This is a genomic window from Streptomyces sp. NPDC020681 (assembly GCF_044334895.1).
In the GTDB taxonomy this organism is placed as follows: Bacteria; Actinomycetota; Actinomycetes; order Streptomycetales; family Streptomycetaceae; genus Streptomyces.
In genome coordinates this window covers 360,660-382,528 of record NZ_JBIRTX010000008.1, presented here as the reverse complement: position 1 = coordinate 382,528, position 21,869 = coordinate 360,660, and the positions used below count along the sequence as shown (strand labels likewise).

At 66.8% G+C, this 21,869-nt stretch carries 22 protein-coding genes and 2 pseudogenes; 9 read left to right on the top strand and 15 right to left on the bottom strand.

What is annotated here, in order from left to right; translation table 11 throughout:
- Window positions 1–75: 75 nt before the first annotated feature.
- The 4 genes from ACH4YL_RS21845 to ACH4YL_RS21830 form a co-directional block, all read right to left on the bottom strand.
- Window positions 76–1,680 (bottom strand): cation acetate symporter, encoded by a 1,605-nt coding sequence (locus ACH4YL_RS21845; RefSeq protein WP_398509049.1) that lies wholly within the window; start codon window positions 1,678–1,680, stop codon window positions 76–78.
- A complete protein-coding gene (locus tag ACH4YL_RS21840; protein ID WP_398509048.1) occupies window positions 1,677–1,952 on the bottom strand; it encodes a hypothetical protein in 276 nt (91 codons plus the stop codon). Before ACH4YL_RS21840 ends, ACH4YL_RS21845 begins: the two co-directional genes overlap by 4 nt.
- Window positions 1,953–2,090: 138 nt before the next feature.
- Window positions 2,091–3,341 (bottom strand): PucR family transcriptional regulator, encoded by a 1,251-nt coding sequence (locus tag ACH4YL_RS21835; RefSeq protein ID WP_398509047.1) that lies wholly within the window; start codon window positions 3,339–3,341, stop codon window positions 2,091–2,093.
- A 199-nt stretch (window positions 3,342–3,540) separates the two neighbouring features.
- Window positions 3,541–3,876, bottom strand: a complete 336-nt coding sequence (locus ACH4YL_RS21830; protein ID WP_398509046.1) for a hypothetical protein — start codon at window positions 3,874–3,876, stop codon at window positions 3,541–3,543.
- Between the two features lie 97 nt (window positions 3,877–3,973).
- Between ACH4YL_RS21830 and ACH4YL_RS21825 the strand changes: the two genes are divergently transcribed.
- Entirely contained in the window at window positions 3,974–4,813 is an 840-nt protein-coding gene (locus ACH4YL_RS21825) for an LLM class F420-dependent oxidoreductase (RefSeq protein WP_398509045.1), read from the top strand.
- A 160-nt stretch (window positions 4,814–4,973) separates the two neighbouring features.
- Here the strand turns inward: ACH4YL_RS21825 and ACH4YL_RS21820 are convergent, their stop codons facing one another.
- Together ACH4YL_RS21820 and ACH4YL_RS21815 are read right to left on the bottom strand one after the other, a co-directional pair.
- Window positions 4,974–5,156 (bottom strand): DUF397 domain-containing protein, encoded by a 183-nt coding sequence (locus ACH4YL_RS21820; RefSeq protein ID WP_398509044.1) that lies wholly within the window; start codon window positions 5,154–5,156, stop codon window positions 4,974–4,976.
- The gene (locus tag ACH4YL_RS21815; RefSeq protein WP_398509043.1) at window positions 5,153–6,019 is read right to left on the bottom strand and encodes a Scr1 family TA system antitoxin-like transcriptional regulator; all 867 of its coding nucleotides are present in this window, start codon (window positions 6,017–6,019) and stop codon (window positions 5,153–5,155) included. The genes ACH4YL_RS21820 and ACH4YL_RS21815 overlap by 4 nt, the downstream gene beginning before the upstream one ends.
- A gap of 122 nt (window positions 6,020–6,141) precedes the next feature.
- Between ACH4YL_RS21815 and ACH4YL_RS21810 the strand changes: the two genes are divergently transcribed.
- From ACH4YL_RS21810 to ACH4YL_RS21780, 7 genes and pseudogenes are all read left to right on the top strand, one after another.
- Window positions 6,142–6,558 (top strand): ATP-binding protein, encoded by a 417-nt coding sequence (locus ACH4YL_RS21810; protein WP_398509042.1) that lies wholly within the window; start codon window positions 6,142–6,144, stop codon window positions 6,556–6,558.
- Window positions 6,559–6,610: 52 nt separating this feature from the next.
- Window positions 6,611–7,096: a GNAT family N-acetyltransferase gene (locus ACH4YL_RS21805; RefSeq protein ID WP_398509041.1), complete on the top strand. Its 486-nt coding sequence runs from the start codon at window positions 6,611–6,613 to the stop codon at window positions 7,094–7,096.
- A gap of 22 nt (window positions 7,097–7,118) precedes the next feature.
- The gene (locus ACH4YL_RS21800) at window positions 7,119–8,036 is read left to right on the top strand and encodes a MerR family transcriptional regulator (RefSeq protein WP_398509040.1); all 918 of its coding nucleotides are present in this window, start codon (window positions 7,119–7,121) and stop codon (window positions 8,034–8,036) included.
- A 99-nt stretch (window positions 8,037–8,135) separates the two neighbouring features.
- A complete protein-coding gene (locus ACH4YL_RS21795) occupies window positions 8,136–8,597 on the top strand; it encodes a prevent-host-death family protein (protein ID WP_398509039.1) in 462 nt (153 codons plus the stop codon).
- Window positions 8,594–8,947, top strand: coding sequence for a hypothetical protein (locus tag ACH4YL_RS21790; protein ID WP_398509038.1), 354 nt, complete (start codon window positions 8,594–8,596; stop codon window positions 8,945–8,947). The genes ACH4YL_RS21795 and ACH4YL_RS21790 overlap by 4 nt, the downstream gene beginning before the upstream one ends.
- 90 nt (window positions 8,948–9,037) lie before the next feature.
- Window positions 9,038–9,205 (top strand): annotated as a pseudogene (locus ACH4YL_RS21785) (DUF3626 domain-containing protein); the annotation flags it as partial.
- Between the two features lie 504 nt (window positions 9,206–9,709).
- Window positions 9,710–10,483 (top strand): class I SAM-dependent methyltransferase, encoded by a 774-nt coding sequence (locus tag ACH4YL_RS21780; protein ID WP_398509037.1) that lies wholly within the window; start codon window positions 9,710–9,712, stop codon window positions 10,481–10,483.
- A gap of 11 nt (window positions 10,484–10,494) precedes the next feature.
- Here the strand turns inward: ACH4YL_RS21780 and ACH4YL_RS21775 are convergent.
- Window positions 10,495–10,611: pseudogene (locus ACH4YL_RS21775) on the bottom strand (IS5/IS1182 family transposase); the annotation flags it as partial.
- A gap of 206 nt (window positions 10,612–10,817) precedes the next feature.
- Here ACH4YL_RS21775 and ACH4YL_RS21770 point away from each other — a divergent pair.
- Window positions 10,818–12,791, top strand: a complete 1,974-nt coding sequence (locus tag ACH4YL_RS21770) for a PE-PGRS family protein (protein ID WP_398509036.1) — start codon at window positions 10,818–10,820, stop codon at window positions 12,789–12,791.
- A 3-nt stretch (window positions 12,792–12,794) separates the two neighbouring features.
- Here the strand turns inward: ACH4YL_RS21770 and ACH4YL_RS21765 are convergent, their stop codons facing one another.
- The 8 genes from ACH4YL_RS21765 to ACH4YL_RS21730 all read right to left on the bottom strand — a co-directional run bounded on the left by ACH4YL_RS21765 (window position 12,795) and on the right by ACH4YL_RS21730 (window position 21,789).
- Entirely contained in the window at window positions 12,795–13,292 is a 498-nt protein-coding gene (locus ACH4YL_RS21765) for a hypothetical protein (RefSeq protein ID WP_398509035.1), read from the bottom strand.
- Window positions 13,293–13,294: 2 nt separating this feature from the next.
- The gene (locus ACH4YL_RS21760) at window positions 13,295–13,534 is read right to left on the bottom strand and encodes a hypothetical protein (protein WP_398509034.1); all 240 of its coding nucleotides are present in this window, start codon (window positions 13,532–13,534) and stop codon (window positions 13,295–13,297) included.
- A gap of 211 nt (window positions 13,535–13,745) precedes the next feature.
- Window positions 13,746–14,195: a hypothetical protein gene (locus ACH4YL_RS21755; protein ID WP_398509033.1), complete on the bottom strand. Its 450-nt coding sequence runs from the start codon at window positions 14,193–14,195 to the stop codon at window positions 13,746–13,748.
- A complete protein-coding gene (locus ACH4YL_RS21750; RefSeq protein ID WP_398509032.1) occupies window positions 14,192–14,635 on the bottom strand; it encodes a hypothetical protein in 444 nt (147 codons plus the stop codon). The genes ACH4YL_RS21755 and ACH4YL_RS21750 overlap by 4 nt, the downstream gene beginning before the upstream one ends.
- Window positions 14,636–14,976: 341 nt before the next feature.
- Window positions 14,977–15,297, bottom strand: coding sequence for a hypothetical protein (locus ACH4YL_RS21745; protein ID WP_398509031.1), 321 nt, complete (start codon window positions 15,295–15,297; stop codon window positions 14,977–14,979).
- A 617-nt stretch (window positions 15,298–15,914) separates the two neighbouring features.
- Window positions 15,915–20,618 (bottom strand): putative T7SS-secreted protein, encoded by a 4,704-nt coding sequence (locus ACH4YL_RS21740; RefSeq protein ID WP_398509030.1) that lies wholly within the window; start codon window positions 20,616–20,618, stop codon window positions 15,915–15,917.
- Complete coding sequence (locus ACH4YL_RS21735; protein ID WP_398509029.1) at window positions 20,618–21,262, bottom strand: hypothetical protein; 645 nt, start codon at window positions 21,260–21,262, stop codon at window positions 20,618–20,620. Before ACH4YL_RS21735 ends, ACH4YL_RS21740 begins: the two co-directional genes overlap by 1 nt.
- The gene (locus ACH4YL_RS21730; protein WP_398509028.1) at window positions 21,259–21,789 is read right to left on the bottom strand and encodes an SseB family protein; all 531 of its coding nucleotides are present in this window, start codon (window positions 21,787–21,789) and stop codon (window positions 21,259–21,261) included. Before ACH4YL_RS21730 ends, ACH4YL_RS21735 begins: the two co-directional genes overlap by 4 nt.
- Window positions 21,790–21,869 lie beyond the last annotated feature (80 nt).

Sequence of the window (21,869 nt, the reverse complement as noted above, 5' to 3'; positions counted from 1 at the left end):
AGGGAAGGGTGTTCGCAGGTTGCGACCGCCTTTCGGGGAGGGTTTCCGGCCGTTGCGGCGGTGTTCTGTCCGAACTCAGACCCCGGCGGGCGCTGCGACCGCCCGCATCCGCCGCTTTCCCACGAGGCTGCCCACCGCGCCCAGAAGGAAGGCCGCGGGCATCGACACGAGGACCACCGTCTGGAGCGGGAACCAGTTGAGGTGCCAGTCGGGGAAGAGCGCCATGGGGCTTCCGGAGAAGACCGGGCCGGAGATCTGGAGTCCGATGGCGCCGAACAGGCCTCCGTACAGCGTCCAGAGCAGGCCGGTTCGCGTGTAGCCGCTCCAGAACAGGGAGTACACCAGCGCAGGAAGCAGGCAGGAGGCCGCCACGGCGAGGGAGAGAGCCGACAGGAACAGCACGTTCCACCCCTGGACCCAGACCGCCAGACCGATGCTCAGCACTCCGATGCCGGCGGATGCCAGGCGTGCGGCGGCCACCTCTCGGCCCTCGGTGGTGCGTCCACGGCGCAGGACGTGTGTGTACAGGTCGTGGGCGATCGCCCCGGCGGCCGCCAGCGTCACGCTCGCCACGACCGCCAGCGTGGTGAGGAACACGGCTGAGGAGACCAGCACGACGAGAAATGCTCCGTCCGCGTCGGTGGACGGACCGCCCGCCAGCTCGCTGGTGAGCAGCAGCAGGGTGCTGTTGCCTCCCGGATCCGCCGCCATGATCGCCGGAGCGCCGATCAACGCGGCGGCCGCCATGCCCATCAGGGCAGTGGTGAGGCAGAAAGCGCCGACGATGCCGATGGTGTGGCGCACCGTGCGGCGGGCCGTGGCCGCGTCGGGAGCGGTGTTGAGTTGCAGGGCGACGTGGGGCAGGCAGGCCACACCGAGCACGATGGTGATCATCAGGCCGATGAAGTCGAGCGTGCCCACCGCTCCGGTGCTGCCCGCGAACCGCAGGCCGGGTTGCATATAGCCGGCGGGACGGCCGCTGCCCCGTCCGGCGGCATCGACCAGGGAGTCGGTGCTCCAGTGAAAGCGATGGAGCAGTACGGCAGTCACAGCGAGAGCGGCGCCGAGCAGCACCACCGTCTTGATCACCTGAATCACGACCGTGCCGCGCATGCCGCCGAACACCGTGGCGCAGACGACCAAGAGGCCGATCATGACGACGGCCGTCTGTTCCGCGCCGGGACCGGACAGTCCCAGCAGCGCCGTGGTGGTCACTCCCGCACCGGAGAGCTGCACGACCAGATAGGGCACGCAGGCGCTCAAGGTCACGACGGCGGCGGCGATCCTCACGGCGGGCCCAGGAGTCCGCAGCGCGAAGGTGTCTCCCAGCGTGTAGCCGGCGCGCTCGCGCAGGGGAGTGGCGAGCAGGAGGAGTACGCCGAGCGACAGCACCGTGCACAAGGCGATGAACAGGCCGTCGTAGCCGAAGACCGCGACGCTTCCGGTGGTGCCGAGCACGGTGGCGGCGGACAGGTAGACGCCGGACAGTACGAGAGCTCCCCGCACGGGACGCAGTCTGCGACTGGCTGTGTAGAAGTCGTTGACCCGGTCTCTCTCGGGGCCGCTGAGAACGCAGATGAACAGGATCGGCACGATGAACGCGAGGAAGCCCGCGAGGACCAGCGCACGAGTGTCGGTGTCCAGGAGGCCGGGCGCGGCCGGCAGGATGTCGGCGTTCATCGGTACTGCTCCACGTCCAGCTCGTGCGGCGCGCGTTCGTCCTTGCGGCGGTCGTAGCGCGCCGCCGTCCACAGCAGCAGGAATCCCTGGAGGAGGAGTGCCAGCATGCCGACACTGGTCTCTCCCCAGAGACGTTCACCCATGAAGTCGGCGGCGGAGCAGGCGAGTACCAGATGTACGCCGAGGGTCAGGCCGTTGACCAGGGCGAAGGACCTGCCTGGGCGGGGTGGCCGGGGACGCTGATGCAGATGGTGGGCGTGCTCGTGGGCCATGGCGGTCTCCTGGCGGGCGTGGGCAGTTCCCTGAGCCGGGGGCTCACCAGAACACGCGCGACAGTGCTCGGCCAGGCGTCGTGCAGCCGCCGTTGTGCACTCCCAATGGCGCCACGAGATCAGTGTGCTGATGCCCACTCACTCGTAGCCGGCGCCGCCGGTGCCGAGTGCGACGGCCGGTCCGAGCAGCAGGTGCGCGTCGAGCGCGAGGGTGAGCTGCACCAGATCGCGGGGCCGTGACAGCACCATCCCGGTGATCTGCTCGAAGCGCCGCAGGCGGTTGAGCACCGTATTGCGATGGCAGTACATGTGCCGGGCGGCGTGGGCGGCGGAGCCGCCGTTCTCGATCCAGATACGGAGGGTGTCGAAGAGGGTGTCGCGGTCGGCGGGTTCCAGGTCGTACATGGGCCGCAGCACCTGGTGGGCCAGTGCGGCGGACAGGTCGGGCCGCGAGACCAGCAGCCCGTCGGGCAGGCGGGAGTCGAGCCGGGCGATCTCACCGTCGAAGCGGCAGGTGTCGACGGCGAGGTCGGCCATGTCCCGCGCCCGGGGCAGGCTGTCGAGGCCCTGGACGACCGGGCTGATGCCGATACGAAGGCCCGGGCCCGGGACCAGCCCGGAGACGAACGCGTCCAGCGGAAGGTCGCCGAGGTGGGCGACGAGCACATCGCGCGGCCCACGGGTCTGGCGCAGGATCCGGACACCGCGCACGTCCGGGACGCCGTCCGGAACGTGACCGTACGGTGGCATGGCCCTCACCACCGCCACCGCGAAGCGTCCGTCGATCGGCAGATCGAGGATCGTGGCCGCGTCCCGGGTGAACGCGGGTTCGTTCTGGGTCTCCAGCAGTGCGGCGAGGATCAGCCGGACTCGTTCCGTGTGCCGGCTGGCGACACCCTTGGCGACCTGCCGGTAGGCGTCGGCGAGCATGACCGCGTCGCGGTCGTTGTGTTTCCACACCACCTCGGCCACGTGCACCAGCTGACGCGCATCGCCGATCCCGTCCCGCTCCACGGCGCTGACGACTCCGCTCCAGCACTCCGAGCCCGCGACCCGGTAGGCGTGCAGCACCTCGTCGAGGGGACGGCCCTCCTCCGCGCGTCGTATGCCGAGCTCCCTCGTGTACCGCTCGACGTCCACGATCCGGCCCGGGTCCAGGGCGGCCTCCAGCGCGTGGCGTATCCCGGTGTCCACGGACCGCCGCAGGTCGGAGGGTGCGAGCACGGGGTCGGCGTAGTACGGCACCTCGGTCCGGATCTTGTGCAACACGGTGTCGGTGAACTCCTGGCCGCGCTCGAGGAGGCGGCGGCAGGCATGGTCGAAGAGGCCGAGAGGGGACATGTCCGCGAGAGACGTGTCCACGAGACCGGCGACGGGACTGGTGTGCATGGGCCCTCCAACAGCGCGGAGACAACCGCCGACGTTTGGAGGCCGGCGTCACCCGTACAGGAAAGCCACATGCTAAGCGGTTGGTCAGTTTTCGGGCGAGGATTCGGCCAAACCGTGATGATTCTGTGCGGCGGGCGTGCCCGAACGGATCGTCCGGGCACGCCTCCGCCGGTACCTACCGGGCAGGCCCGGCCAGTGCCTAGTCGCTGCTGCGCTTGCGCCGGGCCGCCAGCAACGCGATGACGACGATCACCACGATGACGATGATCAGGCCAAAGACCAGACCGGACGAGAGGCCGCCCTTCTTCTTTTTCTTCTTCTTGCTCTTGCGGTCCTTGCTGACGGTGTTCACTGCCATCGGGGCCTGAGCGAAGGACGCCCCGGTCCCGGGCGCGGCGGCCGTGGTGCTCTGCTGGGCGACGGCCGCGGTGGGTGCGTACGCGGTGGGTGCGTACGCGGCAGAAGCGGCGGGCGCTCCGGCGAGCAGCGCTCCTGACAGCACAACTGCGGTGGTGGCGACGCGCAGTCGCATCATGATGTGGATCCTCCCCGTTGATGCCGGGCTCTCGGCATGTGGCACCGTACGGCATACGTTTGGCTCCGTCACCAGAGACGATGACGGAGGATTCCGTATGCGGATCTCGACCACGATCTTTCTCACGGACGAGACGATCACGCCGGTACGGCTCGCGCGCGAGCTGGAGGAACGCGGATTCGGTGGGCTCTACCTGCCGGAGCACACACACATCCCGGTGGACCGCACGACCCCGTACCCCGCGGGCGGCGAACTGCCCCCGGAGTACGGCCGCACACTCGACCCGTTCGTGGCCCTCGGCCAGGCGGCGGCGGTCACCTCAGACCTCGTCCTGGGCACGGGCATCACGCTCGTCGCCCAGCACGACCCGATCGACCTGGCGAAGCAGATCGCGACCCTTGACTTCCTCTCGGGCGGCCGCTTCACGCTCGGCGTCGGCTTCGGCTGGAACAAGGAGGAGGCGGCGGACCACGGCGTCGAGTGGTCGACCCGCCGGGAACTCGGCCGGGACCGGATGGCGCTGATGCGGGCGCTGTGGGCGGCGGAACCGACGGCGTACAAGGGCGAGTACGGCTCCGTACGCGCCTCGTACGCCTACCCGAAGCCGGTCCCGAGGCCGGGCGGCGACGCCCCGCGGACACTGATCGGCGGCGCGGCCGGCCCGAAGCTCTTCTCCCACATCGCCGAGTACGCGGACGGCTGGATGCCGATCGGCGGCCGCGGCCTGACGGAATCCGTCCCCGTGCTCCGCTCGGTGTGGGAGTCGGCGGGCCGCGACCCGGGCGCGCTGGAGATCGTCCCGTACGCGGTCCTGCCGAGCCCCGGCAAGATCGCGCACTACGCGGAACTGGGTGTGGAGGAAGTCGTGCTGCAGCTCCCGCCGGCGGGCGAGGGCGAGGTGCTGCGGGTGCTGGACGAGTACGGGCAGTACGTGTAGCCCGGGCTTGCCCCGGGCGCCTGGACCGTGGGGGCACCGGTCCGGGGTTGCCCGTACGCGGACGCGGGGACGAGGGCGGCGACGGACAGCGCGGCGAGGATGATCAGCCGTGGCGACTTCATATGCCCCGACCTTGCCGAGCGCCCGACGCCGACGTCACTCAGACACGCACGGACCTGACGAACGTCGCCCAGGTGGTGGGGGTGACGGCGAGCTGGGGGCCGGTGGGGTGCTTGGAGTCGCGGACGTGGATGGCGGCGGGGGTGGGGGCGACCTCGACGCAGTCGCCGCCTTCGCCGTCGCTGTAGCTGCTCTTGAACCAGCCGAGTTCCGTTGTATTCATTCTTCTCCCAGCATCTTCTCGATCAGGGACAGAGACTCCCGTGGGGTGAGAGCCTGCGCCCGGATGATGCCATAGCGTTCGGTGAAGATGCGGACCTCGTCCGGGTCGGTGATCAGCCGCGGGTATCCCTGGATCTCAATGTACGCAACCTGCTGCCGCCCCTTGGGAGTCAGGAGATTGAACGGGCCACCCAGGCTGGGGTGTTCCTCCCTGTCCATCGGCATCACCTGGAGCTCTACGTTCCGTAGCCGACCGAACCGCAGCAACTGGCGCAGCTGGCGCTCGTGGGCGGCCCGTCCGCCGATCGGACGGTGGAGCAAGGCTTCCTCCAGCACGTAGCTGAAGGTCGGCAGGGGCCAGCGCTCGAAGATCTGCTGGCGGGCGAGCCGGTCAGTTACGCGCTTTTCGACGGTCTCCTCGTCCAAGAGAGGTCGCCGTTGAGTGAAGACCGCCCGGGCGTACTCCTCGGTCTGGAGCAGGCCATGGACAGCCTGAGCGCTGTAGACGTGCAGCGCGACGGCCTCCGACTCAGCCCGCGCATAGTCCCGGAACCAGTCCGGATGCCGCGTGCGCGCCTTCGCCTGCGCCTCCCGTACATCCTCCACCGCCGCCTTGAGTACGCCGCCCGCCGACAGCAAGTCATCCGCCCGCTCCAGGAATTCGGGCTGCGGAGTCCGTACGGCCCGCTCCATCGCGGAGATCAGGTCCTCACCACAGTGCGCGGCCCTGCCGAGTTGCTTCTGGCTCATCCCGGCCTGTTCGCGCAGGACCTTGATCTGTTTCCCGAGCGTCCTGAAGAGGTGGGCTGTGCCGTCCACTTCGGACGGTCGTTCCGGCCGTTCTTCGCGTTCCACATCGGTCATGCGCGTACCGCCCTTGGTCACGGCCGACGGTCCGTACGGCGCGCCCGCCGCAACCGTACGATTACGCTCCGTCGCGTAGTTGTCTCTGGTCAGGGTAGGGGCGACCGGACACGCTCGGTGACATGAAAGCCGAAACCACCACCCCCACGGTCGAGTTCGCGCAACGCTTCAGCGCCACGCGCCGAGGAGCCCGACTGGCCCGCCACCTCGCGGTGCACCAACTCGACGGCTGGGGCGTCCCGTACGGCACCGACGCCTCCGACGCGGCCGCGCTCATCGTGGCTGAGCTGGCGGCGAACGCGGTCACCCACGCCCGCGTTCCCGGCCGCGACTTCGAACTGCGCCTCACGCTCGCCGCGGACACCCTCCGTATCGAGGTCTCCGACGCGCGCGGCGACCGAGAACCGGAACCGAGGCCGCCGGCTGCGGACTCCGAGACGGGACGTGGCTTGCTGCTCGTCGAGGCGCTCGCGGCGTCGTGGGGAACGAAGGACCGGACGGTCGGCAAGACGGTGTGGGCAGAGCTGCTGCTCGCCTGAGGGCTCAGAACTCGTGTGCGGCGGAGGCGCGATGCTGCGAGGATCCGCTGCCGTGGAGATCAACAACCTAGTGATTCGCCGCGCCGCCGACACCGACGCACCCGCGGTAGCCGACGTGTGGCTGCGCTCCTTCGCGGCGGCGCTGCCCAGCGTGCGCCGAGCCCACACCGACCAGGAGGTCCGAGCCTGGTTCCGGCACGTGGTGGTGCCGACCCAGGAGACCTGGGTGGCGATCGTCGACGACTCCGTCGTCGGCATGCTGGTCCTCGACGGCGAGGAGCTGGACCAGCTCTACGTTGATCCGCCTTGGCAGGGCCGCGGCATCGGCAACCGTCTCGTAGAACTGGCGAAGACGCAGTCACCGACCGGACTTGTCCTGTGGACGTTCCAGGTCAACGTCCCGGCGCAACGGTTCTACGAAAGCCACGGCTTCGTCGCGGTGGAGCGCACCGACGGCAGCCGGAACGAAGAGCGGGAGCCCGACGTCCGGTACGAGTGGCGTGACGGATCTCGGCGAACGGGCTTGAGTCTCCCGTAGGAGGAGGCGCGAGAGTGAGGCCATGGAAGGCGACACGCTCTACTCGATCGGCGAACTGGCGCGGCGAACCGGCCTGACGGTCAAGGCCATCCGCTTCTACGCGGACTCCGGAATCGTGCCGCCGACCGACCGCAGCCCGGCCGGCTACCGCCGCTACGACACCGACGCCGCCGCACGCCTGGACCTCGTACGGACACTGCGTGACCTGGGACTGGACCTGCCCACGATCCGGAAGGTCGTGGACCGGGAGGTCTCACTCCCCGAGGTCGCCGCGGCGCACGCCGAAGCACTGGGAGTCCAGATCCGCGTGCTGGGTATGCGTCGCGCGGTACTGACGGCGGTGGCCAAACGCGGCTCCACGCCTGAGGAGTTGGAGCTCATGCACAAGCTGGCGAAGCTCTCCGAGGACGAACGTCGCTGCCTGATCGACGACTTCCTCGACACCGTCTTCGGCGGCTTGGACGCCGAACCCGCCTTCGTGGGCATCAGGCGCTCAATGACCCCGGAACTGCCCGACAACCCCGAGACCGAACAGGTCGAGGCCTGGGTGGAGCTGGCCGAACTGTCCCAGGACGCTTCCTTCCGCGCCGCCGTACGACGCATGGCGGAGGCCCACGGGGACCTGGGCCTCCGCCGAGAGCCGGCCGCGATGGCCCGCGACCAGGCCGCCCCGGCGCTGGCGGCCGGTATCGACCCCGCCTTGCCCGAGGCGGACCCGGTGGTCGACGCGGTCACGGCCCAGTACGCGCTCGACACCGCCCGCCCCGACGACCTCGCCCTCCGACGCCACCTGCTGACCCGCCTGGAGACGGCGAACGACCCTCGCAGGGAGCGCTACCTCCACCTGCTCGCACTGATCAACGCCTGGCCGGCCCCGGAAAGCCTGACACCGACACTCGACTGGTTCACCGAGGCGCTGCGCGCCCGGATCCCGGGCTAGCGGGCCGGCGACTCGCGGCCGCCTCAATCTGTCGTCGGGGGAGCGCGGTGGGCCCGCGAGTCGTTGACTTCGGAATATATTCCGAAGTATGGTCGAGGCATGCTTACGCCTACGGTCACGTTCTCCGAGCTCTCCAAGAATTCGAAGCACGTCGCCGAGAAGCTGGACAAGGCTCACCGCCTGCACATCACTCGGCGTGACGGCGAGGACCTGTATCTGACGACGGCTCGGCACGATCGGGAGCGCGAGGAGACCGCCGACATTACGGCGCGCCTCTTGGCCGCGCTGATCGGCTCCGACGGCGGGGCACGGGCCATACTGCTCGCGCTGCCGTCGGTCTTCCCTTGGGCGCGTCATCTGTCGGGCGATGAGGTGCGTCAGTTCGTCCGGGAACTGGTCGATGCGACGCAGGACGCGGTCCACCTGGATGTCCACGCCAATCTCCACCGCGTCATCGTCGAGTGGCGCGCGACGGCGCGGATCTTGGCTGATCCCGAACTGACCGCGAAGCTCACCCGCCGACTGCCGGACGAGGACCACGGCGAGGTGGTTGCGCCGTGACCCCCAAGCGTGGGGACGACGTCGCCCCACCGCCGGTCGGCGGTGAATGGCGTTTACGGTTCGCGACGAATGAAGCAGCGAAAGGATGGGGCGAGTTGGGCGCGGAGGCGCCGGGGAACACGAGACGTTGCTTCGAGGCTCTGCGCGTCAATCCTCTCTCGCATGCCGACCCGGATCGGCAACACCGGCTGCGCGGTCGGTTGGCGACGGGGAACCTGGGCGGGCGCGAGTATCCCCAGTGGGAGTACGAAGTGACGGCGGGTGGCCGCGTGCGCTATCTGGTGGACGAACTTCGCCGCACTGTGCACCTGGTCTACGCGTCGACTCGACACCCGAAAGACACTGAGTAGCAATCGGCTTGGGAGCTCCAGGCTTGTACGGAGACTCTCCAGGCCGCTGTCATCGCGGCGCACAGGACCCCCGCAGTCGGTGCCCCAGGAGGCACGCAGATCGCCGTCGACGGCGTACTCGATCCCCGCATCGTCGGAGATGCCGCACGTACCGGTCACCACGATCCCCAGGCGGTCAAGAAGGTGTGGCACTACGTCGCGCGTTTCGGGGCGCCATGGATGGCCGTTGGTGCTCGTGCGGCTGCAGGCAGCGCGTAGAGCCTCGTAAACGGGTAACGGCCTTGCTGGGGTGATGGTCTGCCGTAATGCTGGACCCGTGGCTGGACAGATGAAGAGGAAGCGACACGAGCGGGAGGGGCGCCGCGCTGCGGCCCGCTTCGTCCCTGAGGCGGGACGCTGGGTCGTGCTCTTCGAGACTCAGGATGAGTCGGGGTGGCGCAATGAGGTTCGGCGTCTGCGAGCTGAGAACAGGCAGATCGACTGGACGGCGGTCCGCATGGACACCCTGTGCGGACGGCTGGCTCAACCGACCACCTACCGGCTGAGCTTGTTCGTCCCAACCGCCGTGCCTGTTGCCTCTGATGACCGCCCTGACAATTGATCACATGGCAGGCAGAGGCGGGCTGACGGATGCTCACCCTTTGCACCCTGGATGGCCGCCTTCATGAGAACGGCTTCTCGGAGTTCGTCCCAGACACGACCGCCCGGCGGGGCCGGGGCTAGGGCCTGTCCGGCGGATCATGTGACTACTAGGCTGCGCCGATGGAACGCGTAACCGACCTGCCCGAGAGCCGCGCCCAGTCTGCAGATCGGGACCGGGTGAATGACTACGACGGTTTCGCCGAGGCGTACTCGGTGGAGAACGAGAACAACCTCGTGAACGCGTACTACGAGCGGCCCGCGATGTTAGCTCTCGCCGGAGACGTGGCTGGCCGTCGGATCCTGGACGCCGGTTGCGGCTCGGGCCCCCTGTCCGCTGCACTACGCGACCGCGGTGCGGTCGTCACCGGCATCGACGCCAGCGCCGGGATGCTGGCGTTGGCAAGGCGGCGGCTCGGTGACGACGTAGCCCTGCACGTGGTCGACCTGAGCGACCGCCTGCCGTTCGCCGACGGTGCGTTCGACGACGTGATCGCGTCGCTGGTGCTGCACTACCTGGAGGACTGGGGGCCGACGCTGGCCGAGTTGCGGCGAGTGCTCAGGCCCGGCGGCCGGCTGATCGCGTCGGTGGACCACCCTTTCGTTGCCTACACAATCCAGGATCCTCGGCCCGACTACTTTGCGACCACCAGCTATACCTTCGACTGGACCTTCAACGGGCAGTCCGTCCCGATGAGGTTCTGGCGCAAGCCATTGCACGCGATGACCGATGCCTTCACCACCGCCGGTTTCCGCCTTGCCGTCATCAGCGAGCCGCAGCCCGACCCGGCTGCCCGTGAGCTGTTCCCCGACGACTTCCATGACCTCTCGATCAAAACCACCTTCCTGTTCTTCGTCGTCGAGGTACCGCCGTCGGCTACCGGCTCGGACGACTAGCCAGTCGCGGATCACGAGCGGAGCCAGAGTCGGATCGAGGCGACGATGACGGTGCTGTGGAAGATGCATGTGCGTTTGTCGAACCTCGTGGCCACAGCCCAGAACTTCTCCAGGGCGCTGATTGTCCGTCTCCGGGCGGTCCATCCAGGGGCAACCGGGGGTAGCAGCCGAAGGCGGCTGCCGGTGAGAGCGCAACGACATCGGTGAATCCCCGCGATTCCCGTTCTAGCAGGGTGGCCAGGCAGCCGGGCATCCAGAGCACCGTGGTCGCGCAACTGGTGGGCAGGGTAGGCAAGTTGCTTACCCACTAGTGACAGAGAACAGAATGGCCCCCATGACGGTTGGGGGAGATGAGCTCGCGGAGTTGCTGCGGCGCGCCGGGCTGGAAGTCGTCGAGCCTTCGCGGACCGAGCATGTGCTGCCGCCGCGGGCCGCGTGGCGGCCGGTCGTGGCTGGTTCCGCGGAGCCGACCGTGGCCGTACGGCTGGACACGGCGGACCTGGTCGCCGAGCTGAATGCCGCATGGCACCGGCTTGCCGTCCAATACGGGATCCTCGGCGAGGATGGCGTCTTCCTGATCGACGTCGCCGGCGGGACGCCGAGACGCTGGACCCGGGTACGGCTCACCGAGGTCTGGGACATCGCCGGAGTGTTCGGAGACCGGCCTGGGCAGCCGGAACTCGTCGCTGTCTCGCTGGACGGAAATGCCCTGCTAGGGGCGACGACCGAAGAGTACGAGGTCTGGCTCATCGCCGTGGACCGGGTCAAGGAACGGCAGGACGAGGCCGCACTGGCAGCCGCGCGGGAGACCGGCGAAGAGCGTGAGGCAGCCTGGAGTTGGCTGTCCCGGGGGCCCAAGCCGACCGAGCGGCTGCGGCAGGCTTGGGCGGACGGACTGGGGTTCAACGAGGCCGCGCAGGAGGACGTGTTGGTGCGGCTGGTGGGCCATACATCGCGTTTCTTCTGGCGCAAACTCCCGCCTGCCGTGGTCGACGCGGCCATCGACCACGCGGAGTGGCCGGTCCGGATGCTCCTGGCGGAGGGCCAGCGGGGCATGACGACCGAGCAGTGGAGCAGGCTGGTGCTCGGCGAGACGGACGCGACGCGTCTGCTGCGGCTGGCCGAATCCGTGGCGGACGCACGTGCGGAGTTGAGCGCCGCCGCCTACGAGCGGCTTGCCACCCACTCCTCCGCCGAGGTCCGCCAGGACGCCGCGAGCTTGCCCGGCCTGCCCGTACCGCTGCGGATCGCGCTGGCCGCCGACCCCGAGCCAGGCGTGCGGACGCGTGCGCTGAGGCGTGCCTGGCCGCATCTGGTTGCTTCGGCGCGGCAGGTACTGCTTGCCGACCCGGACCATGAGGTGCGCGTCGCAGCGCTGCTGCGGCATCACGAGGACCAGCCGATGTCCGGCGCGGTCTTTGCCACACTGGATCAGGATCGTCGCGTGGCGGAGAAGTGCCGCCTTGATCGGGTGCTGGCGGAGCAGCTCTCGGTGCATGACGATCCGGTTGTGCGCCGAGCCCTCGCCACGAATCCGCATGTGGACCCAGACTTGGTGGCCGTCCTCGCCGACGACCCGGACGACGATGTCCGATTCCTCGTGTCCGTGCGCCCCGAACTTGCCGAGGAGCAGCGGGCGTCCGTTCAGGTGGACATCGACCCGGATGACATGCGACGCGTTCTCCCGTGGGTCGCGGCACTGCACGACGACCCGGACGCCATGCGCCGCTGCGCTACCTCGTCGCACCTGCTGCTGCGCAGCAGCGCAGCTCGCGCCAAGCACCTGCCGCCGGATGTGGTCGAACTCCTGGCCCGGGATGAGGATCCCGTCGTACGTCTTTTCCTCGCCGAGTCCTGCGACGACGCGCCCGCAGAGATGCTCATGGAAGTGTCGCAGTGGTGGTCCGGCAGCCTCACGTACCCCGGCCGGCCTCGCACTCACCCAAACTTCCCGCGTCACGATCTGCTGCGGTACGCCGACGACCCGAACCCGAGGATGCGGCAACTGGCTCTGGACGACCCCGAGTCCACGGCCGAGCTGGTCGATCTGCTCAGCCGTGACTCCGACGTGGAGGTACGGTACCGGGCCGTGACCGATCCCCGGCTAGGAGCGGCCGCAGCGGTGCGGCTGCTCGACGATCCGCACGAGCACGTCCGCCGCGCGGCAGCTCAGCATCCGTGTCTGCCCGCGCGGGTCCTGGTACGCCTCTTGCGGGACATGGACACGGCGGCCGACGCGGCGAGGAATCCTGCGCTGCCCGTCGCACTGATGCACCAGATGATCGACGGAGCCGAAACTCCCGGTTGAGGCTCACAGCGCCCGTTCGGCAGACCACAAGCTGACGCTCCACACATCCCCCTGCCGGGGCCAACCGTGCTCTCCATCGTCGTCGTTCACGATGACGGAAACATCTGTTGCAGCTGCCCTGTATTCGAGAAACCCTCCTTGGTCCTTCACCGTCAGATGCGGAAACCATGGGTCACGGGACAGTGCGTCATGCAGGTCGTCCCAGGAGAGATGTGAGGGAAAGTCAACGTTCATGCGCTCGCGCCACTTCTCTGCCATCTCGTGGCCCGACACCAGTCGGTGCAGTTCGATCGAGGCACCGGTCATGACCCACTCCCGCCCGGGGTTGAAGGAGAACTCGACGAATCCGTAGTCCCGGCGCAGGTACAGGCCCTCATCGCCGCTGTCATCGAAGAAGGTGCAGTGAATCGCTTCGTCGACCTGGGTGAGGGTGGAGCCGATTCCCAGGCCGTGTAGCCGGCCAGTCGTGATGAACGAGACAAGGAAAGGGATGGCCTGCACGGTCAGGTCTCCAGATCGTCGATCGGCGCGCCCGCCGGTAGGGAGCTGAGGATGTCGCCACGCACAAGGGTCGGCAACCAGTCACCGGAAAGGTGAACCCTCGCACTGTGAGGCGGGTCGACGAAGTCCACGTCCCGCCCGTACCGCTCGATCCGGTCCAGGCTCAGCCGCACATCCGCAGCCGTGCTCGGCGATGGGCGCTCGCACGTGAACATCTGCCCGACACGGACAACTCCTCCCACACATCGCACGATGTAAATCGCTCCAGACCGACTCGCGTCTTCCACCTCATATATTTGCAATCTGCTGGATCCGCTCATCGGGCTTCACCTGACGCAGTGCTTGACATTGAAAGCCCAGCCCGGTGGAACTGATGCGGACTTGCCGCGCCAGTAAACTCGACTCCCACCCCAACGTCGGCCAATTCGAATTCTCCTGTGTGCGCATACATCACTAAGCAGATCGCTCGACCAGAGGTCGAAACCCATCCAAAGCAGCGAAGTAGTCCGCTCGCGCTGAATCCCGCTCAGGGAGCTTGAGCACGCTACCGGCCGCAAGTTCCTGCGCCGCGGCAAACACCGCCCCTGCAAGCTCACCCTGAGTGACTTTGGTCAGCGGCCTGTTCTCTGCAGAGACAGTGATTATGCCCGCTCTGTCTTCGCGGAAAGAGATTCCGAAAGACGTGTCGATGCCGGTAAAATCCAACAGCTTGGCGCCAGTTTTCATCAGTTCTGCGAGATTGTCGAGAAGGAGCGTCACGGAGAGATGGATCATCATTCCCTGATCAGGGGTGTGCCCAACGGATCCAGCACTCCCGAGGCCGCCGGTTAGAGCCATGTCTCCGAGGTCGAATCCGCTGGGATCCCCTTGGTCCGGCCGCACGGAAAACTGCACACTAATCATGGGGTGCGGCTCTTTCCTGCGGGCCCATCGCCTCTTGGATTTATACGGCGCATGGCGACGAAAAAGTCGTCGATATCGGCGATCTCATCTTGAGTCAACGCCAGAGGTTCGCCATTCTGATCGCGGACTCTTTGAATGAATTCTGGACCTGGAGATACGCCGTAGACTTCGACGTAATCGGCGGCATCGCCACGCCAGTAGAATTCACCGTCGGTGAGAATTCCGCTGCCGCCAGAAGTGCCAAATTTTGCGCCCAGGATGTCAGTCGTGTACTCCATGATGGCCAGAACTACACTCCCTTTTCGCATGTATGAGGCGATGAGGAGCCTTTCGTCAAGGGGGACGCAATTCACTTGATCCAGCATTTCAGCCTTGTGCTGTGCGTAGGCGGATTGTCCTGCAAGCACACTCAGAATCCCCACCGGGCTGACCGGCCGCATGTTTCTACTCCTTCCTTCGGCATGGCATTTGATGAGAGAGTAGGTTTTCCAGGGTGTGGGCGTATCCCCTAAAGCGTGCCTTAACGGTGTCCGGCGACTTCGAGGAGGGCGGCAGAACGCTAGGAAGGAACGCCACGCGCCACATGCGAAAGATGTCCCACGTGGCCGTCTCTTTGCTGATTCCCGACAACGCGGCAGACGTGCCAACGGCTTCAACGATGAGCTCTGAAGACGAAGGCACAGGTCGTCCCATGGACGACGCAGTGCCAATCAGTGCATGCATGAAATTAGTCAACTGAAGGTCCGTGCCCATGCGAACCATGCGTTGCACGGCTGTCGGTTCATCCCAGATGTGGTGAAAATGGTTCGATACTGCCAGACCAGAGCAGCAGGGACGGTGCTGTGACCTCGTGATCCCTGTGCCATCCCAGCTCATCAACGAGTGCCATGGTCGAGGGATGGAAATCGCCGATTTCGCGAATCGCCACGAGAATGTGGTCCAGTTCGCTTCGGTGGTTCGCGGCGAAGTCTCCGACGGATACATCGTTGAGCGGTTTTGGGCCAGCTACGGAGACCGCGCCCAGCTCTACGATTCCTCCCAGTGGGCCAAAAATTTCACGCACCAGCGATGTTTCAGACACCGCATGCAGGCGATCTTCCATTTGTCGAATCCCCTACAGGGTCTAAAAGCCGCCCATCATGTGTTGAATGATTGCATCCCGTTGTGGCGGTGCTATCAATTTCTTGTTCAGTTCCGCTACACCGTCGAGGGTGTTGAAAAAGTACTCCGGCAGGGTCGGGTGGGTACCGAGTGACAAGAGCACTCACGCCAACCTAGGTGGTATCAATCAGTCGTCGGACATGGGATTCCTGAGTTCACCCCACTGGAACTTGTACGTACCGTCCGCGCCGGTGAACTCGACTCCGACACCAACGTCGGGCAGTTTGAATTCTTCCCTCAGCCATCCATCCATTGTGAGTGCCGCTACTTCAGATCTGTAGTCACTCAGTGGAAACTGGAGGGAGGTCACTTCGATACACAAACCGAGTGGATGCATAGATGTGAGCGGTTCGGAATGGACTGAGATTCCGAGAGAAAGCCATGCCACGTCCCTCCAGTGCATTCCTTCAGATGGCAGCGTGCACCAAATTCGGCGGTGGATCTGAATATTGCCTGGAGGAGGTGTCGGTGGAAAGTATGCGTGAGCAGTCAAGTCCGCGGCGAGTCCGCCAACCGGGCTCCGCAATCGATATTTGAACGTTCTGGCCATTCTAACTCTCAGTCGAATTTCAACAGGTGGAATATGTCCTTGCTGAAAAAATGCTCATCGCCCATACCGGTCGGGCCGCGGACGTAGTCGAAGTCGTGTGGTGCCCCATCGCCATAGAGGCGGCTGTACTTATCGACAAAGGCTTCAGCTTCGTCCGGTGTCATTTTGATGACGTCAGCCTTGTGCATGGCATCGAAATCCTTCGCGGAAACCCTGAAGTTCAGAATCTCGACATCAGCCCCCCGGCTGCTCAAGCGTTCAGCATAGCGGATTGCCTCCTCCGCCGACCCCCACGAATAGACTCCCTCACCATACTGCCCGCGAATATCCTCGGTAGGCCAAGGCGTGCCGTCGCCGCGCAATCGCTCGGCGTTTGCGCGATCTTGCACGGTATGGAAGTGATGGTAGTCAGGTGCGAGACCCAGATGGTCGCTTCCGGTGAGCGGATTATGTACGTACCCGGCTGGATTGGGTCCAGGCGCCATGCCCAGCGGATCGGCGGTGAGGTAGCGGGCCGTTTCCGGGTCGTAGTGGCGGTGGAAGTTGTAGTGGAGGCCGCTCTCTGGATCGAAGTACTGGCCAGGGAAACGGAGCGGCGTGTACGCAGTGCTTGCCGTCGCCCAAGTCGTCGTTCCCCACAGGGTGCTGCGGGTGTGCCACGCCAAGGCGCCAGACTCGTCTATGAGTTCGGTAGGCGTGCCGACGAGGTCGGTGACGATGGCGAGGAAGCGTTCGTCGATCTCCTCTTGCGGCGTATCCGCCGTGAGGACCCGCTCGATCTGGGCCAGGGGGCGCAGGCCGTTGTGCTCCCAGGTGAGGGTAACGGTGTTGGCGATGTTTTCGGACTGGGTGGTCTGCTCGCAGAGGGTGGTGTCGTCCCAGGTGAATGTGACCCGTTCCAGGACCGACTCTCCGTCGGCCGCGAGGCGTTGCTTCGCGATGCGGCGGCCCAGTGGGTCGTACTGGTAGCGCCAGACCGTGCCATCCGGCGTGGTGACCCGCGTCAGGTGGTTCTCGGCGTCCCATTCGTAGTGCCAGGTGTCCGGCTTCCTGGAAAGGCGGGTCTTCTGGCGGAGGGTGATGCGGCCGAGTACGTCGTGTTCGTAGCGGACGTTGCCGGCTCGGGTGATCGTGGTGCCGGTGTAGGCGCGCGGGCCCGTGGCCTCTTGGCTGGGGTGGGCTGTCGGCCAGGAGGCTTCGGTCTGGTTGCCGGCCTCGTCGTAGGCGTAGCGCTCGGTCCAGCCTGCGGCGTGGACGGCGGTGACGCGGCCGGCAGCGTCCACGTCAAAGCTTCGAGCGCCGGAGAGCTGGTCGTTGATTCCGATGAGGTTGCCGTCGGCGCGGTAGGTGTAGCCACGGCGCTGAAGGCTCTGGCCCGCGCTGGTGATTTGTTGGTCCGTGAGACGGCCCAGAGTGTCGAAGGAGGACTCGAACGCGATGGTGTCGCCGACGCGCCGGGTGAGCTCTCGGCCTGCTGCGTCACGCTCGAACGTCAGGGTGCGGCCTGAAGTCGTGAGGGTGGAACGTCGACCGGTTGGGTCGTACTGCCACGTGCTCAACGCGCCTGACGGCGTCGTACGAGAGATGCGTCGCCCCAACACGTCGTGGTCGTATGTGATGGTGCGGCCGTTCACCGTCTCGGACTTGAGGCGCCCGAAGCGGTCGCGGAGGTAGGTGATCGTCGCGTCCGGGGAGACTGCCTCGGCCAGTTGGTCCGAGAGGTCGTAGGTGAAAGTGGTGACCAGCCCGGCGGCGTCCTTGGAGGCGATGCGGTCGAGATCGTCGTACTCAAGGCGGATGGTCTGACCCAGCGCGTCGGTACGTGCGGAGAGCCGGCCTGCCGCATCGTTGGAATAGGCGAGCGTGCGGCCGTCGAAATCCGATTCCGATATCAGATGGCCTGCCGCGTCGTACTCGTAGCTCCAGGTCATCCCCTGAGGGTTGAGAACCTGGATCAGGCGCAGTTCGTCATCGTGGCTGAACTCGTAGCGCACTCCGTCGGGACCCGTGCGCGCCGTCATCAGGTCGAAGTGGGTGTATTCGAAATGGGAGACCGCACCCATGGCGTTGGTGTGGCTGATGCAATTGCCTTCGCCGTCGTACGTCCACGACTGCTCAGTGCCATCCGCCTCTATGCGACGGGCAGGTTTGCCTTCGGGCGTCCATTCGACGCGAGTAGCGGCGCCCAGCGCATCGGTAAGAGTCACAGGGCGGCCGAGTTGATCCCTGCCGATCCGCGTGACCGCGCCCAGCGGGTTAGTGATCTCGACGGGAAGGCCGGCGGCGTTGCTACGGATGTGGGTGGTGTTGCCCAGGGCATCGGCAATCGCAGTCAGGCGACCCCGGTCGTCGTAGATGCTGCGTGTGGTCGCGCCGGACGGGTCGATGACCGCGACGCGGTTCCCCCGCTCGTCGTACTCCTGGCGAATCGATGTCCGATCCGGGTTGGTAACCCGTACCGGCTGGCCCAGCTCGTTGTACTCGGCCGACAGTTGCCGCCCGTCCGGCCTGATCACAGATGTCAGGTGTCCAGCTTCGTCATACTCGAAGCGGGTCGTACGGCCGAGCGGGTCGGTCCGGGACAGCAGCCGGTTGTAGCGGTCCCGTTCGTAACGTGTGACCGCTCCCAACGGGTGGATCTCCGCGACGACTTGATGTGCCTCATTGATCAGGTAACGCCGCACTGCACCGCTGCTGTTGGTCGCCGTCGTGACGCGCAATCCCGTGTCGGCATCGACGCCGTCGTAGTCCACGCTCAGCGCCATATGACCGGCGATGCCGCCTTCAGCGATACACCGGTCCCGCTCGTCGTACCCGTACTCGTACCGGCTTCCGTTCGTATCCGTCCACGACGTGACCCGAGCCCGCTCGTCGTACGCGAACTGGAGCGGCAGACCAGAGGAGTTGATGACCTCGGTGAGGTTCCCCTCGGTGTAGCCGTACCGCAGGATCTCCTGGTCCGTGCCGTCCGGGGCCGCGCCCGCCAGGTGCAGGGCCGTGATGCGGCCCTCGCTCGTGGTGAGCTTCAGGTGGTAGCCGCCGTGGTGCACGATCGACGTCGGCGTGCCTGTCTCGTCGTACTCGAACGTGATCCAGTTGCCGTTGCGGTCGTCGATCTGGGCGAGTGGGGCGACGTCTGCGCTGCGCGGGGCGAAGTGCCAGACACGGCCGGTGTCCGGGTCGGTGACTGTGTAGTCCCCGTGGGTGTCGACGTCCAGCGGCCAGCGCGGGCCGTGGCTCGGCATGACCGGAACGCCCGGTGCGGGGTGTGGGTAGGCGAGCAAGAGCCCGTCTTCGCAGACGAAGACGACACCCTCGGAGTCGATCTCCAGGCGCTGATCGGCAGTTGACGACCAGGACGGGCCGAACCAATGCCCCGCCCGGTAGTCGGAGGCCACACGGCGGCGGAAGACCAGCGGGAGCGAACCGGGCAGGGTGATGTCCGTCTGCGGCAGGTACATCACGCCGGTGGCCAGGTCGATCGGGTCCGTGCCCTTGCTCTCCACGGCATCCTGCGGCCGAGACGGCTTGGACGGATCCTCTACGCCCGCGCGCCCCTTCCCCGGCGGGCTGTCCGCCAGGTCCTTCGCGCCCGCCCGAGCCAGCGACCTGAGACCGCCCGCGCCCTTCGTGCCGATCAACTCCGGCACCAGCCGCCCCAGGAACTCGCTCGGGTCCCCCTTCGCCGCATCCCACGCGTTCTTCAGCGCCCTGTCCGGATGCGCCACCGTCGACGCCAGCCCCGCCAGCGTCGTGCTGACGCCCTTGTAGTACTCCGCCGGGTGCGTCAGGTTGTACGGGTCCGTCGGGTTCACGCTGCGGACGAAGTTGACCAGGCCCGCCGTTCCCTTGACCACGCCGCCGCCGAAGTGGGCCAGTTCGACGCCCTGCGCGACGCCGTAGTCAGCGAGGTCGAGCTTGGCCCGCTCCAGGCCCGTCGGCTCCTTCGGCGCGTGGGCCAGGGCCGCCGCGACCGCCTTCTTTGCCGTGTCCGCGGACTCGTTCCGCTGCCGGCGCGCCTCGTTGAGGATCTCGTGTGCGCGGTCCCGCTCGCCCTTGCCCGGGTCGGAGAAGGGGTCCGGCTTCGGGAGCGGGTTCGGGCCGTTCCGGGCCGCGTTGTAGGCGTCGACCTTCTCGTTGTACGAGGTGACCGCGTTCTCGGAGGACTCCTTGCCCTTCTTGTAGAGCGCGATCGCCTCCTTCGCCTGGCCTTGCGCCCACGTGATCGTCTTGGAGTACGTCTCCAGAGCCTTGGCCGCGTCCTCGAAGGCGTCCGACGCATGCAGCCAGTCCGTCGGCAGCATCGTGAATTTCTCGCGGAACGTCTCCGCCGCCTCGCCCTTCCAGTGGCCCGAGTCGAGCTTCTTCATGCCCTGGCCGACGTTGTTGAACGCCGTCTTGAAGTCGCGCAGGTTCTTGACCGTGCCGGCGATCTTGCCCGTGTTGCCGTGGATCAGCTCGTTGGCTTCCTCGGTCTGGCCGAGCTGCTGCTCGCCGACCTCCGCGCCGAGTGAGGACGCGGTGCGGTCGCCCCAGTCCTCGACCGAGTCCGCCCAGTCCTCCGCGCCGACCTTCTCCAGGCCCGCGCCGACCTTGTCCGTGGTCCAGTCGACGCCCTCGCCGACCTTCTCCTTGCCCCACTCCACGCCGTCGCGGAGCTTGTCGTAGCCTCCGCCGACGATGTCGCCGGCGAGGTCTCCGAGGCCGCCCATCAGCGGTCACCCCACGTCGGCTGTTCGGCCTGCTGGACGGCCTGTTCGGACGGGTCCAACCAGTCCTTCAGCTTCTCGTCCGCGCCGTCACGCGTCGCTCCGTCGATCACGCCCGAACGCTCCATGGAGTCCAGCAGCCCGTCCTCGACGTCGTACGCCGTGTCCTTCCAGGTCTGCTTCACCTCTTCATGGGCCTCCGAGAACGACTCCGCGCTGTAGTCCGGGTTGTCGAACGCCGTCTGCTTGCTGATCTCGTCCCAGCTCTTGCCCTTGACCTCGTCCTCGCTCAAGTGCGGGTTGCCGTTGATCGAGTTGACGCCGATCTTGACGGAGTCCTTGATGTACCGCTCCTGCTCGGCGAATCCGCCCGCCGACAGGCCCACGCCCATCGCAAACGCGTTGCCCCGCTGCATCAGGCCGCGCACGCCCCACTCCCAGCGTTCGCAGAACGTCTTGAACTGTTCGGTGAGCCCGGCGTGGCCCAACTCCAGGCCCGACAGCGCGAGATCGGTCAGTCCGCGGCCCGTCGTCGCCTCGCCGATCATGCCGAGCTCCTTCAGCTCCGCATGCGCCCCGTTGATGCCGCTCGCGATCTGCTCCAGCGCGCCTGGAGGCGCCGCCAGATCCGGCTTGTTCCCGCTCATCCCGCTCCCCCGCGATTCACAACGTCCCCGCGATCCGCGACCGCGTCCCCGAGATCAACAACCGCCTCATCCGGCACGATCCCCGCCACCGGCGGGAACAGCATCCCGTCCTCGCTGCCCGCGTCCAGCGCCACGCCGCCCGGTCCCGGCAGCAGCGGCACCATCGCGTCCAGCAGCCGTGCGCCGAGGATCGTCTGGTAAGTCCACTCACGTTCGGCGTCGCCCTGTGCCTGTGCAAACCGGGCCAGCGCCTCCTCGTCGGAGAACGCGCAGATCCACCGGACCCCGCCCTGTTCCGCGGTCCACAGGCTGCCGTGCGGGTCGATCGGAACCAGTACCGCCGTACGCCGGAATTCCCCGAGCAACACAGCAAACTCACGGCGAGCTGCGGCGAGTTGCTCATCCGGCGAAGCCTCAACCACCGAAACCGCGGCCGGTGCGGTCTCCGCCCCGTCCGCCCCGTCCGTCAGATCCGTCAGGCGCAGCGCTTGCGCAGGCTCCGGTATGCCATCCCCCTGATTGGTCATGCCTCGCATGCTGCCACGGCCGTTTTTTCGAAAGCAACGGAGTAAAAGGGGAGAGTCGGGGCGTATCGAACATACCTACC

Coding starts and splice junctions, on each gene's coding strand:
- ACH4YL_RS21845 (WP_398509049.1), bottom strand. CDS start 1,680: ATGAACGCCGACATCCTGCCGGCCGCGCCCGGCCTCCTGGACACCGAC.
- ACH4YL_RS21840 (WP_398509048.1), bottom strand. CDS start 1,952: ATGGCCCACGAGCACGCCCACCATCTGCATCAGCGTCCCCGGCCACCC.
- ACH4YL_RS21835 (WP_398509047.1), bottom strand. CDS start 3,341: ATGCACACCAGTCCCGTCGCCGGTCTCGTGGACACGTCTCTCGCGGAC.
- ACH4YL_RS21830 (WP_398509046.1), bottom strand. CDS start 3,876: ATGATGCGACTGCGCGTCGCCACCACCGCAGTTGTGCTGTCAGGAGCG.
- ACH4YL_RS21825 (WP_398509045.1), top strand. CDS start 3,974: ATGCGGATCTCGACCACGATCTTTCTCACGGACGAGACGATCACGCCG.
- ACH4YL_RS21820 (WP_398509044.1), bottom strand. CDS start 5,156: ATGAATACAACGGAACTCGGCTGGTTCAAGAGCAGCTACAGCGACGGC.
- ACH4YL_RS21815 (WP_398509043.1), bottom strand. CDS start 6,019: ATGACCGATGTGGAACGCGAAGAACGGCCGGAACGACCGTCCGAAGTG.
- ACH4YL_RS21810 (WP_398509042.1), top strand. CDS start 6,142: ATGAAAGCCGAAACCACCACCCCCACGGTCGAGTTCGCGCAACGCTTC.
- ACH4YL_RS21800 (WP_398509040.1), top strand. CDS start 7,119: ATGGAAGGCGACACGCTCTACTCGATCGGCGAACTGGCGCGGCGAACC.
- ACH4YL_RS21795 (WP_398509039.1), top strand. CDS start 8,136: ATGCTTACGCCTACGGTCACGTTCTCCGAGCTCTCCAAGAATTCGAAG.
- ACH4YL_RS21780 (WP_398509037.1), top strand. CDS start 9,710: ATGGAACGCGTAACCGACCTGCCCGAGAGCCGCGCCCAGTCTGCAGAT.
- ACH4YL_RS21770 (WP_398509036.1), top strand. CDS start 10,818: ATGACGGTTGGGGGAGATGAGCTCGCGGAGTTGCTGCGGCGCGCCGGG.
- ACH4YL_RS21755 (WP_398509033.1), bottom strand. CDS start 14,195: ATGATTAGTGTGCAGTTTTCCGTGCGGCCGGACCAAGGGGATCCCAGC.
- ACH4YL_RS21750 (WP_398509032.1), bottom strand. CDS start 14,635: ATGCGGCCGGTCAGCCCGGTGGGGATTCTGAGTGTGCTTGCAGGACAA.
- ACH4YL_RS21745 (WP_398509031.1), bottom strand. CDS start 15,297: ATGGAAGATCGCCTGCATGCGGTGTCTGAAACATCGCTGGTGCGTGAA.
- ACH4YL_RS21740 (WP_398509030.1), bottom strand. CDS start 20,618: ATGGGCGGCCTCGGAGACCTCGCCGGCGACATCGTCGGCGGAGGCTAC.
- ACH4YL_RS21735 (WP_398509029.1), bottom strand. CDS start 21,262: ATGAGCGGGAACAAGCCGGATCTGGCGGCGCCTCCAGGCGCGCTGGAG.
- ACH4YL_RS21730 (WP_398509028.1), bottom strand. CDS start 21,789: ATGACCAATCAGGGGGATGGCATACCGGAGCCTGCGCAAGCGCTGCGC.